Here is a 12506-nt window from a genome sequence, read left to right on the forward strand (position 1 = left end):
TCACTTCGCGCGATCGGTCCACATGCGTAGAGATTTCCCCGAGTTCACCTCTGTGTACACCCCTAATGCCACTGGAGGATAATCGAACCAGGGACCGCCGGCCTGCTACACTGAAGGTCCATTTCGACGCGCGGCTCGAACGCGACGAAATTCTCCATAAGGCCCTCGATTTGGCCAAGTATTTTCTCTTTGAGCTCAACGTTCGAAACAGGATCCTGTACTCGCTGCGCCCCAAGTTGGAGAGGCTGGCGGTCACCCGGCATGCGATTCCGGCGAACCGCGACGTGCGATTCCCGAAGATCGCCGTTCCCCAGGATGCCGCTGCACTGTTTGCGGCTTCGCAACAACTTTCCGCAAGGGATGGGAGGGTCCTTACTTACCTGTCGCTCTATCAAGTCCTAGAGCATTACTTCCCTGCGGTGCGCCGAAGGGAAGTCGTGAGAAAAGTCCGCCGCATTCTGCGCTCCGTAGATTTCGATGAGCACAGAGATTCGTCAGTCATGAAGATTCTCAGTTCTGTCGAAAGGTCCCACGGTGCGAGCGAAGGGGAGCAACTGCGAACTCTCCTAGAAGAGTGCGTATCCGATGCCAAACTGAAAGACTTCTTCAGCTTGGATCACTCGGGCCACTTCAATAGGAACGGCCCCATTTCCGGGGTTAATCCCATCAACCCGAAGAACGAGAAAGGGCCACTCTCGTCGCAAGTTGTACAAAGGGTGTACCAGTTGCGCAATAGGATCGTACACGCCAAAGATGACGTTCGCTTCTCAGAGTCAAAAGTATTGTTGCCTACGAGTCGTGAGGCATGCAATTGGGGCCCAGATTTCCATCTTCTTCGCATGTTGGCGATTGAAGTGATCGTTGACAATCAGTAGGCATTCGGTGAGGGAGTTATCCGCGCCTCGCTGAACAACTTCCCCAGCTCCGGTCCGCCGTCGCCCCGCACACCGTGGAGCGGGCTTGGTTCCGGGAAGTCAAGGTGGAGCGCGCGACTGTACAAACGACCTTGACGCCCTGGGCCGCGTCTGCTCAGGTTCTCAAGGCCGTTCTCGTGGCCACCGACCCCGAGCTCCGCGAGTCTCTGGCCGGCCTGAGCAACCCCAAACTGATACGCGCTTGCGCCGGGCTCGGCAGCTCGGCCTCCGGAACGGCAGGCGCCGCCGCCCACACGCTCAAACTGCTGGCCCGGCGGATCCAGCATCTCACCGAGGAGATCGAAGATCTCACCACGCGGATCAGAGACGTCATCACGCAGCACAATCCGCAACTCCTGGCCTGCTACGGCGTCGGCCCCGACACTGCCGCGACGCTACTGATTGCAGCGGGTGACAACCCCGAACGCCTCCGCAGCGAGGCCTCGTTCGCAGCCCTCTGCGGCGTCAGCCCAGTCGAAGCCTCCTCCGGGAAAACCCAGCGTCGGCGCCTCAACCGGGGCGGAAACCGGCAGGCCAACTCCGCCTTCTACACCATCGTGCTGGCCCGTCTCCGATGGGACAACCGCACCCGCGGCTACATCGACAGGCGCGTCTCGGAAGGTAAGACCCGCCGCGAAGCACTCCGCTGCCTCAAACGCTACGTCGCACGCGAGATCCACCGGCTCATCACCCGCACCACCACCCACGTCCTGGCGGCTTGACATCCATAGGGGCATCAAGCGTCGGTACGTCTACCTCGGCACCGTCACGGCCGCCGCACTCCTCATCTGGCTCCGCTCGTGATCACAACGCTTTGGCGGGATCCGAGTCTGTGGCGTGATCGTCGATACCGAAGAAGGCCGCACAGTCTGCCAGTCCGCTCACGGTCACGGGCAAATGCTTCTGGGAGTTCCAAACCTGCCGGGAGAGGCGCAAGTACTGAGACTCGACGACGCGTCCATCGAGGACGTCGCGAGACAGGCCGTCAGGTTCGTAGCCGAGCTTTCGTGAGACGGCCAGCGATGCGTGATTGTCGGTGAAGGACGCCGACCTGGCGAACGCTGCGCCAAGTTCCACGAACGCCAGGTGCAGCAGGGCGACCCGCATCTCGGTGCCAAGCCCCTGGCCCTGGTGATCAACCCCCAGCCATGAACCTGAAACGATCTCGCGTCGGATGCCGAAGTTCTCAGCCCGCATCTCCTGGATGCCCACGGGCTGTCCTTCGAAGAAGACGATGAGGTCCAGAGCCCAGGCCTCGGCTGACCATGAGCCCAAGCGGCTCCAATGCTGCTGCACGACGTGTCGAGCACGCTCAACCGGCGGACGATCCGTCCACGGCGTCAGAAACGGACGCGCGCCAGGGGCATGCACGCCTCGTGCTGCCACTTCGGCCACCGCCGCGAGCTCTTCGTCGGAAGGAAGCCGCAACTCAAGACGGGGCGACCGCACACACAGCGCCCTGAGCGGCCAGATGTCGATCAACATGCGTGCCAGTGTGCACAGATGTACGTGAGGACGCCTCGTCTTTTTCCAGATCATCGTCTGCCTCAGAACGTGATCGGCGAGACACCCCCTAGAAGCAGTGGGCTGGTGACGTCACCGATTGGCAGAGGCAGAGCCCCGCCCACAGCTGCTACCGAAAAAGCCCCGGGACCTACGCCGAGTCCTTGGATAAATTCACTGCCACGGCCGCCGCCTATGCCTACGACAAGCCGGATTAGCCGTTCGCGAGCGCGCTGGATGCGACCGCAGGCCAGACGGGGCGCGACATCGCCGCAGCCGACCAGGCCTTCGCCACGGGTGAGTCTGTCCGAGGACGGTGACGAACTCGGCGGTGGTCGAAAGGTAGGCGCTGACCCAGGCCCCCGGCCGTGTTGATCAGCCCGGCGGGCGCCTGGAACTGTGGCCTGGCCTGGCACTTCCATGGTGGCTCCCGCCTTGATCGGGAGCCACCTTTGCCGGAGGGCTAGTGCTTGTCGGGGATGGTGTCGTCGATGATGACCGACGGCTCGGGGTCGGATTCGCTGCGGGCGGCCTTGATCTTGTCGATCTTCGGTGCCAGGGCGTCGTAGACGCGTCGTGAGGACGCAGTATTCTCCCGGTCCCCGTTGGCGACGAAGGGGTGCGCGTTCTCGTCAAGCTCCTTCAGGTACGCGACGAGGTTGGTGCCCGTCATGGTGACGCGGACCAGCCCCCGGTTTCCCCGCGGGCCGGAGGAGACGTTGGAGACCGTGGCTTTGACGGTGTTGAAGCCCGACTTCGGTTTCGTCTCCTCCCACAGGTCCTTCGCACAGACCAGGGTGATCCGCGCCAGGCCGGCTGCCTTGGAGAGCCGGTCGTCGTGGCCCGGAGGGGACTGTGTGGCACACCCGGTCAGGACTGCGGCAGCAGCCAGGGTCCCGACGAGTGCCTGTGCTCGCCACGGGGAGCGCTGGAAGATCTTCACGGAGCCATGGTCGACTTCACCTCGGCTGATTACGCACCGCTTCTTGTGCATCGACTGAAAGTAGCCGCCGTAAGTCCGGATCTCAGCGTGACTCATCGCTCTGGTGCACCTGAGTATGCCGTCCGCTGCGGCCGGATCTCCTATACGGCTGGCCTCCCTGACGGGCGGCCAGCCGTCCCGCATCCGCAGGTCGCGCGTTGTCTCGCTGGGGTGGCCCGTTCTTCGTGGTGGCGCGACCCACGGTGCAACGATGAACCAGATCCCTGTCTACTGCCGGTCAGCAGGGCCCTCTTGACCGGGTGCACCGTGCCCTGATGGGGATCTTTGAAATCGGCTCTGGCCGCAGTTTCGTGAGCGGCCGTTTTTGGTGGGGCTGCCGGCGAGGCCAGCACGAGCTGACTGGATACTTGCCTGATGGAGGTTTCTAGGGGTTCCTTGGCCAACACCACGCACGATTGGTCTAGCGTCGTCGATTTGGACCATCTGGCATCTATCCGACAAGCTCCGGAGAAGTTCGCGCCAGGTGGCCCGTGGCATCTTCTCCTTGAGGTGCTTGTATACGCCGCCGACGAAGCATCCAGCCGGGGCGGTGGACGCTGCCTCGTCACCCTCTATCCGGATGGCTCTTTGTCCGTGGCGGATGACGGGCGGGGCACTGATACCCGTACGGACGAGCACGGCCAGATCGTCAAGAAGCCGGTCATGGCATCAAAGGATCTTCGGTTCTTCGACTTTCCGGAAGCGGAACTGCTTCAGGACGGCCATCCGCGTCGGGGCATGTCCGTGGTTGCCGCGCTCAGCGAATGGCTCGTGCATACCAACCGCCGGCTCAATGGGGCCTGGACCCAACGCTACGAGCGCGGCATCCCGGCTACTGACCTGGAGTCTGTCGAGCCCGACGGCACAACCGGGACACTCGTCCACTTCAGACCGAGCGACCCACTGCGTTCGCTGGGGGTGTCGGTGGAGGGCCAGTTGAAGCGTCTGGCCATGATGTGGCCGCATCTGGACGTTCAGGTGGATGACCGAAGCAATACCGGAAGCTCATTGCTGGGTGAGGATGCGGGTCCGTAGGAGTTCGAACGAGGCCCGGCCATACATCGCTCGCTTGAGCGTTTTCACCCGGTTCACGTGTCCTTCGACGACGCCGGAACTCCACGGGAGGGTGAGGCCGGCGGTGACGGCGTCGAGGTACTGGCGGAGGGAGTCGGCGAAGCCCTGCATCGGTTTTGGTGCGTCGTGTTCGGCCTGGCGGATCCACTCCAGTAGCAAGTATCCGCGCCGGTGACCCACCGCGCTCGTCGGCTCCTGGACGAGCACGGCTACGGCAGGGTCCACGTCGTCACCGTCGACGCGGCCGAACCCCTCCCGGGCCTCGGTGAGGTCGATGTCGTCATGGTGACTGCCGGGGCCTGGGACATCCCCCGGCCTGGACCTCGCAGCTCAAGCAGGGCGGCCGGCTTGTGGTGCCGCTGCGGATGCGGGGCCTGACCCGCTCGGTCGCCTTCATCCGGGTCACCGGCGAGCACGGCGACTACCTGGAGAGCGAGTCGGCGCGGATCTGCGGTTTCGTCCCGATGCAAGGCTCGACCGCCCACCGGGAAGAACTCCTGCTGGTCAATGGCACCCCGGACAACACCCTGCTCCTGATGAAGCGCATCCGCCCCGGCACCGACCCCTACTGGGTGATCATCGGCGGCGGCGTCGAGGACAGCGACGCCACCCGCGAGGACGCACTCCTGCGCGAGGTCCACGAGGAGATCGCAGGCGCGGCCGAGATCATGCGCCTGTTCCACCAGCTGGAGAACCCCAAGGGTGAAACCGAGGTACTTCTACCTCGCCAGCATCACGCGTTGGAACTTCGACGACAAGACCGGCCCCGAGTTCCAGCGGGACGACCGCGGCGAGTACATCCTCGACGATCCCCCTCACCACCGAAACCATCGCCGACGTGAACCTGTTGCCTCAGAAGTGCTCCCACGTGCTGCGCGCAGCGCTCGAACGCGGCGATCTGCACACCACGGTATAGCCACCTCCATACCGCCGGATTCACGCCCAAGGGCTCGCCGCGACGGACGCACATCTCGTTCACTCAGGTATGAATTCGAGATACGTCGCGACACTTCGCTGACCAGAGCTTGTGCGCCTTCCGCCTGCGGGCGAACCGCACACTGAGGCTGGAAATGTTTCCCATGACGCATCACGTTGAGTGCGTCGTGATCCTTGAGAAAGCGGCAAAGGGCGCCTGACCTGCGGTTTTGCGCGTGCGCATTATGTGTGGTGTGGGCGTTACGGGCGATATCTTGACGCTGAAATGACGCTCGTGACGCTCATTTGACTCTCGTTCTGATGGGCCGTCAGGTGCTCTGCATCGCTGGTCAGACGCCCTGCTGGCTCCGTGAGTACGGTGGGGCGTTGAGAGTTCAAGGCGCTGAGTGAAGCCGGCTGTACAGGTGTCCGGAACGCCCAGCAGGTTCTTCGTCTGCTGGTGGTACACGCCTGACCTCGCTCCTGACCTGCGACGAAGAGCGGGAACATCGAGTGCCAGGCTGAGTCGGTCCGCACCTGGTCCGGATCTTGATGAGTGGTGCGTGGTGCTAGCGAGCGGGCCGCGGTACCACATGGCACAGGTAGTCGGAACCGTCTTCTGGCGTCCACGTGGTCCAAGTCGGGAGCGTTTGGCCTGGTCAGGGCCTTGTGGTTCCGGAGCGTCGACGCTGTTGGTGACACGCGCGTGACAGGTGTGACCGATGTGGACCCCCGTCGGCTTGATCCGGCGGGGGTCTCCGCGTACGGGGATGGGCCCGGTTGAGCGGTGGTCGACGGGGTTTGCTCTGCTCCGGTTAGCTGTTCTGGGCTGCGAACAAGGGCGGCTGTCGAGAACCCTGAGCGCGTGCCATCGAAGTTGAGCGGCACGCGGGTCAGCGCCCCCGCATCAGGAGGTGGAGCAGTGTCACCACGGCGACACCGACGACGAGGGCGGTGCCGAACGACGGATGCTCGAAGGCGACATACACAGTCCCGCAACCAACGAGCATGAGCAGCATCATCCGTTGATCTATCTGCCCGTTCATCCGCGAGGCCCTCCCTGCATTTGCGCCGTCATGGCTGTCACAGGGAAACAACGACTGGAATTCCGACAGAAAACCCAACCGGATCACGGGTTCTTCTGATCTTGAGGTAATCTGTCGCGCTTCCGGCGACCCGATCTGTCGACAGCAGCACGACCCAGCTCTCACTGGACGGGACCAAGATGCGATGGCGCGGCCTCGCGTCCGCCCGGATGGGGCAGGGCGCCGGCGGACCGGTAGGCGAGCCAAAATCCCCGACCGGGACTCGAAATAGTGTTCGGGAATGGTCGCAAGGGCGAGGAACGGGAACGATCCAGAATCCGGATGTATCCGGCCTCTTGCCTGCCGTCTTCCCTCCCCGAGGCAGCCTGGCCTATCCCGTCATCGGCTCGGGCCGAGTCCCGTTGTCAGTGGTGACCTCTACGGTTCCTTGTGGCCGGCGCGGAATGCCCATGCGCGGCTGTGCGGGCATGAGTGCCGACCGAGTGGGGCGTGCATTGTCGTTGTTGGCGGGAACTGCGGTCGTACTTGCTGGGGTAGTGAGAGGGCGGGATGTATGGAGTTGGACTACGACCGTCTGGTCGCCCTGCGGAAGCAGAGCGCTGCTTGGCGGCTGCTGAAGGCCGACAATGCGGCACTGATGTTGAGCTTCTTCAACAAGGTGTTCGTCGAGCAGGGAGCGCGCTCGATTGTCGGTGCGGAGCTTGTCGAACGTCTGGACGATGAGTTGTTCGCCCTCAATGACCGGCTCGGGCAGGGCACGTTTCCCAAGTCCGCGAAGGCGTATCTGGATGTCTGGTCGGCACCGGGGAACGCCTGGCTGCGCAAGTATTACCCGGCGGATTCGGACGAGCCGCACTACGACGCCACGGCCGCGGTCGAGAAGGCGATCGCGTGGGTCCGGTCGCTGGAAGAGCGTCCGTTCGTCGGTACGGAGTCGCGCCTGAATACGATCTTCGATCTGCTGCGGCAGATGACGTTCGGCACCGAAACCGACCCCGAGGCGCGACTGGCCGAGCTCACCCGGCGACGGCATGAAATCGATCAGGAAATCGAGCGTGTTGAGGCCGGCGAGGTAGACGTCCTGGACAGCGCGGCGCTGCGGGACCGCTACCAGCAAGTGACGACGACGGCGCATGGGCTGCTGGCCGACTTCCGCGAGGTTGAGGCGAACTTCCGAGACTTGGACCGGGACCTGCGGAGCAAGATCGCCGCGTGGGACGGGGCTAAGGGCGAACTCCTGGATGAGGTACTAGGCAGCCGCGAGAGCATCGCAGAGTCGGACCAGGGACGGACCTTTCAGGCGTTCTACGACTTCCTGCTCGCCCCGAGCCGTCAGGACGAACTCAAGACGCTGCTGGCCGAGGTTGAGTCCATGGAAGCCATCGACGAGCCTGACCCGCGCATGCGTCGCATGCCCCGGGACTGGCTGGAGGCCGCCGAACGCACCCAGGCCACGGTGCGGCAGCTGTCGGATCAGCTCCGCCGATTCCTGGACGACCAGGTGCGCTCGGAAGACCGCCGCGTCCTGGAACTGGTGCGCGCGATCGAGACGCAGGCCCTGGCCCTGCGCGACGTGCCGGGCGTGAATCTGGTCGCCGAGATCGATGCGGCAGCCCCGGCCATCGCCCTGCCGATGGAGCGGCCCTTGTATACGCCGGTGGTCAAGGCGCCGATCGACAGCACCGGCATCGAGGCGGGGGACGAGGAGTTCGCCGCCGACGCCTTGTTCGAGGCGGTGTATGTGGATCCCGCCCGGCTCACGGCCGCGGTGCACCACGCCCTGGGCTTGCGCACGCAGGTGTCCTTGGCCGAGACGCTGCGCGAGCACCCCCTGGAGCAGGGGCTTGCCGAACTGGTCGCCTACTTCGCACTACCGGACGACGGGTTCACCACCGTGTTCGACGACCACCGCCAAGAAGAGATCACGTGGATCGGCGAGGACGACGTCCAGCAGGTCGCCACCGTGCCCGTGGTCACCTTTGCTCGCACCAGCCCCGGTATCGCCTGGGTATCCAGCCCGAAGGAGGGGCGATGACCACACCTGCCACCCCCACCCCGCAGCAGCCGTACTCCCTCTCGCTGCCGGTCAACCAGCTACTCAAGGGCCCGGTCTTCCGCGACCAGCACGAGCGGGCGTGGGACGCGCTGCTGCACCACAGTGGCGGCGTGAAGGACTATGTCAACGTCATGGGGCTGCGCGTGGTGATCGACGAGATGGAGGGCTACGCCTTCCTCCAGTCGAAACCCGACGACGAGGACGATGTCCGCGATCCCCGCATGGCGCCGCCGCGGCTGATGCCCCGCCGCTCGCTGTCCTACCCCGTCAGTCTGATGGTCGTGCTGCTGCGCAAGCGGCTTGCCGAGTTCGACGCGGGCGCCGACGGCACCCGCCTGATGATCACCCGGGACGAGATTGTCGAGATGATCCGCATGTTCCTCCCGGCCGGCAGCAACGAGGCACGCCTGGTCGACCAGATCGACGGCCACATCAACAAGGTGGTGGACCTGCAGTTCCTGCGCCGCGCTCGCGGGCAGGAGCAGCTGTTCGAGGTGCAGCGGATCATAAAAGCCTTCGTTGACGGGCAGTGGCTCGCCGACTTCGACACGAACCTGGCCCAGTACGCGGCCACCCACACCCCCCAGGAGACGCAGCAGTGATCCCCGCCCAGCCCGGCCCTGCCGACACGAGTGCCTCCACCGACCTGGCTGCGGCAGGATTCCGGCTGGAGCGTCTGGAGGTCTACAACTGGGGCACGTTCGACAAGCATGTGTGGTCGTTCGGCCTCGGCGGCGCCAACGCCCTGCTGACCGGTGACATCGGTTCCGGAAAGTCCACCCTGGTGGATGCGATTACCACGCTGTTCATGCCCGCCCGCAAGATCGCCTACAACAAGGCGGCCGGTGCGGAGAGCGGCGAGCGCAGCCTGCGCTCTTACGTGCTGGGCCACTACAAGTCCGAACGCAACGAGACCACCGGGACGACCAAGCCGGTGGCGCTGCGCAAGCCGGGCAGCTACTCCGTCATTTTGGGCGTGTTCACGAACCCAGCGCTGGCGGCGACCATCACGCTGGGGCAGGTGTTCTGGCTGGCCGACGGGAACGCCACCAGCCCCGAGCGGCTGTTCCTCGTCGCCGACCGGGCGCTGTCCGTCGCCGGAGACTTCGCTGACTTCGGCACCGAGGTGAGGGCGCTGAAGAAGCGTCTCGAAGCGGGCGATGTCCGCGTCCACAAGACGTTCCCGCCATACAGCAAGGATTTCCGGCGCCGGATGGGCATCGAGTCCGAACAGGCGCTGGAGCTCTTCCATCAGACGGTGTCGATGAAGTCGGTGGGCAGCCTGGACGAGTTCGTGCGCAGTCACATGCTCGAACCGTTCGATGCGGCGGCGATGACGGACAACATCGTGAGCCACTTCGACACTCTGACTACCACCTACAACTCCGTTCAGCGGGCCCGTGCTCAGATCGAGGCCCTCACCCCGCTGCTTGAGGACTGCGACGCCTACGAGGGCCTGGCCGCACGCATCGAGGAGGCCGACGCCCACCAGGCCGCCCTGCGGTACTTCATCGCCCAGCGCACGTCGATGCTGCACGAAGCCCAGCGCGCCGAGGCGGAGCGGATGCTCGCCCGCCTGGAGGGCGAGAAGAAGACCGCGAAGGACGAGCTGGAGCGGCTGCGGGACCAGGAACGCCGGTGGGAAATGCAGCGTGAGGGCCTGGGCGGCGGGCGCCTAGGCGAACTGGAGCGCCAGATCGAGGAGACGGAGCAGCAGCGCGCCGCTCAGGAGAAGCGCGCCCGCCAGCACGCAACCCTGCTGGAGCAGGCAGAGCTGGCCCCGGTCACCGATAAGGCGCAGTTCACCGACCGCCTTGAGGAGATCGCCCGGGCCCAGCACGACGTCGCCGCGACGACACAGGAGACGCGCACTGCCCTGGAGACGCTCGCAGTCGAGGCCGCACAGCTGAAGCAGCGGGCCGAAGACCTGAACGCAGACCTGATCAGTCTGCGCTCGCGCCGCAGCAACATCCCCCGCAAGCAGCTGGAGGTACGCGCCCGCCTGAGCCGCGAACTCGGCATCGAGGACAGTGCCCTGCCCTTCGCTGGCGAACTCATTCAGGTCCGAGACGAGGAACAGGCGTGGGCCGGAGCCGCCGAGCGGCTGCTGCGCGGCTTCGCCGTGTCCCTCCTGGTCCCCGGCGATCAGTACGCTCGCGTCTCCGACTGGATCAACGACCACCACCTGGGGACGAAGCTGGTCTACTTCCGCGTCCCGGACAAGCTCCCGCCGCGGCGCCTGCCCACCGGTGCGTCCACGGCGCTGTTCACCAAGCTCGAAGTGCGCGAGGACTCGCCGTTCGCCCCGTGGCTGGCCGGCGAGCTCGAACGCCGTGCCTCCCACGCCTGCGTGCCGACGATGGAGGACTTCCGGTACGCCGAACTAGCCATCACCGCACAGGGGTTGATCAAGGGGGTGTGGGGCCGCCACGAGAAGAACGACACCACCCGCATCGACGACCGCAGCACGTATGTGCTCGGCTGGACGAACCAGGCGAAGATCGATGCCCTCCTGGATCAGGCGGGACGGGTCCATGGCGCCCAGCGCGAGATGGAGAAGAAGAAACGCGGGCTGGGAGCCGCCTACGAGGACGCCATCAGCCGTGACAAGGTCCTCGACCGGCTGACGGCGATGTTGGACTACAGCGAGATCGACTGGCCGTCCGCGGTACGGCGCATCACAGAGCTGACCGCGGAGAAGCAGCGCCTGCAAGCCGCCTCCGACGACCTGGACGAACTCACCCGCCGTCTCACCGAGATCGCCGACGAAATCACCGAACAGGGAGCCGCCTACGAGAAGGCCAGCCAGCGCTGGGGACGGGTCGACGGCGAGCGTGACGCCGCTGAACGCGCCCGCGACGAGGCCCGCGCGGTACTCGACGAACCGGTCGCCGGCGCTGCACAGGCGCACTTTCCGGCCCTCGAACAGCGCTTGACCACCGCCCGCCTGGCGTGCCGGACCGCGCAGGAGTGCGTGCAAACCGAAACCCGGCTGCGCGAGGAGATGACGGCGCACAAGCACCGCTGGGCCAAGGAGCAGACCCGCCTCGCCCAGACGATCGCCGCCCAGATGAGCTCCTTCCGCACTACCTATCATGTCGAGACCAGCGAACTCGACGCCTCCGTTGCCTCCGCCCCCGGCTACCGTGCCCTGCACCAGCAGCTCGTCGCCGACGACCTACCGCGCTTCCAGAACCAGTTCCGCACCTACTTGAAGACCAACGTGATCCGCGAAATCGCCGGGTTCCACGCGCAGTTGAACATCTGGGCCGACGAGATCGGCGACCGCATCACTACCATCAACGAGTCGCTGGCCGGCATTGACTACAACCCGGGCCGCTACATCATGCTCAAGCCCGAGCAGACGCCCAACACCGAGATCCGGGAGTTCACCGCGGAACTGCGCGCCTGTACCGACGACGTCCTATCCGGCGACGACTCCGACCTGTACTCCGAGGAGAAGTTCCACCAGGTCCAGCACCTAATCGAACGCTTCAAGGGTCGCGAAGGCCACGCGGACAGCGACCGCGGCTGGACCAAGCGCGTCACCGACGTGCGGTACTGGTTCGTCTTCAGCGCCAGTGAACGACGCCGCGAGAACGACTCCGAGTACGAGGTGTACTCCGACTCCGGCGGCAAGTCCGGCGGACAGAAGGAGAAGCTCGCGTACACCATCCTGGCCGCCTCTCTCGCCTACCAGTTCAAGCTCGACACCACCCACAGCAGGAGTCGTACCTTCCGCTTCGTGGTCATCGACGAAGCCTTCGGACGCGGCTCGGAGGAATCCGCCCGCTTCGCCCTGGACCTCTTCAAGCGCCTAGGCCTGCAACTCCTCATCGTCACCCCGCTGCAGAAGATCCACGTAATCGAGCCCTACGTGTCCGCCGTCGGTTTCGTCGACAACCCCAGCGGACACCACTCCCGCCTACGCACCCTGACCATCGCCCAGTACCGCCAAGAACGCCTCGCCCACACCCTGGCCGGCCTGCAGCCCGCCGCTGGGCAGGGAGGCTGAG

At 65.0% G+C, this 12506-nt stretch carries 11 protein-coding genes and 1 pseudogene; 8 read left to right on the forward strand and 4 right to left on the reverse strand.

Translation table 11 applies throughout. The annotated features are described in order from the left end of the window. The first annotated feature begins 65 nt into the window (after positions 1-65). Positions 66-875, forward strand: a complete 810-nt coding sequence (locus M8I34_RS17455; protein WP_250050349.1) for a hypothetical protein — start codon at positions 66-68, stop codon at positions 873-875. Positions 876-1051: 176 nt separating this feature from the next. Beyond that, a complete protein-coding gene (locus M8I34_RS17460) occupies positions 1052-1636 on the forward strand; it encodes a transposase (protein ID WP_250050350.1) in 585 nt (194 codons plus the stop codon). Positions 1637-1718: 82 nt separating this feature from the next. Here the strand turns inward: M8I34_RS17460 and M8I34_RS17465 are convergent, their stop codons facing one another. Next, positions 1719-2399 (reverse strand): GNAT family N-acetyltransferase, encoded by a 681-nt coding sequence (locus tag M8I34_RS17465; protein WP_250050351.1) that lies wholly within the window; start codon positions 2397-2399, stop codon positions 1719-1721. 481 nt (positions 2400-2880) lie between these two features. Then, positions 2881-3360, reverse strand: a complete 480-nt coding sequence (locus M8I34_RS17470; RefSeq protein ID WP_250050352.1) for a hypothetical protein — start codon at positions 3358-3360, stop codon at positions 2881-2883. A gap of 435 nt (positions 3361-3795) precedes the next feature. On the opposite strand from M8I34_RS17470, the gene M8I34_RS17475 reads away from it, so the two are divergent. Further along, on the forward strand, positions 3796-4434 hold the full coding sequence (locus M8I34_RS17475) for an ATP-binding protein (protein WP_250050353.1): 639 nt from the start codon (positions 3796-3798) through the stop codon (positions 4432-4434). On the opposite strand, the gene M8I34_RS17480 is transcribed toward M8I34_RS17475, so the two are convergent. Beyond that, entirely contained in the window at positions 4405-4584 is a 180-nt protein-coding gene (locus tag M8I34_RS17480) for a transposase (protein WP_374210928.1), read from the reverse strand. The genes M8I34_RS17475 and M8I34_RS17480 overlap by 30 nt on opposite strands. A 60-nt stretch (positions 4585-4644) precedes the next feature. On the opposite strand from M8I34_RS17480, the pseudogene M8I34_RS17485 reads away from it, so the two are divergent. Then, positions 4645-4994 (forward strand): annotated as a pseudogene (locus tag M8I34_RS17485) (methyltransferase, FxLD system); the annotation flags it as partial. A gap of 15 nt (positions 4995-5009) precedes the next feature. After that, the gene (locus tag M8I34_RS17490) at positions 5010-5315 is read left to right on the forward strand and encodes an NUDIX domain-containing protein (protein WP_250050392.1); all 306 of its coding nucleotides are present in this window, start codon (positions 5010-5012) and stop codon (positions 5313-5315) included. 966 nt (positions 5316-6281) lie between these two features. Here M8I34_RS17490 and M8I34_RS17495 read toward each other — a convergent pair. After that, entirely contained in the window at positions 6282-6434 is a 153-nt protein-coding gene (locus M8I34_RS17495; RefSeq protein ID WP_250050354.1) for a hypothetical protein, read from the reverse strand. 553 nt (positions 6435-6987) lie between these two features. Between M8I34_RS17495 and M8I34_RS17500 the strand changes: the two genes are divergently transcribed. The 3 genes from M8I34_RS17500 to M8I34_RS17510 are packed head-to-tail and all read left to right on the forward strand — an operon-like array spanning position 6988 to position 12505. Next, entirely contained in the window at positions 6988-8469 is a 1482-nt protein-coding gene (locus M8I34_RS17500) for a DUF3375 domain-containing protein (protein ID WP_250050355.1), read from the forward strand. Beyond that, entirely contained in the window at positions 8466-9092 is a 627-nt protein-coding gene (locus tag M8I34_RS17505; RefSeq protein WP_250050356.1) for a DUF4194 domain-containing protein, read from the forward strand. The genes M8I34_RS17500 and M8I34_RS17505 overlap by 4 nt, the downstream gene beginning before the upstream one ends. Then, positions 9089-12505 (forward strand): ATP-binding protein, encoded by a 3417-nt coding sequence (locus M8I34_RS17510; protein ID WP_250050357.1) that lies wholly within the window; start codon positions 9089-9091, stop codon positions 12503-12505. Before M8I34_RS17505 ends, M8I34_RS17510 begins: the two co-directional genes overlap by 4 nt. Position 12506 lies beyond the last annotated feature (1 nt).

It is taken from the genome of Streptomyces sp. MCA2 (assembly GCF_023544705.1).
GTDB classification, from domain to species: Bacteria; Actinomycetota; Actinomycetes; order Streptomycetales; family Streptomycetaceae; genus Streptomyces; species Streptomyces decoyicus.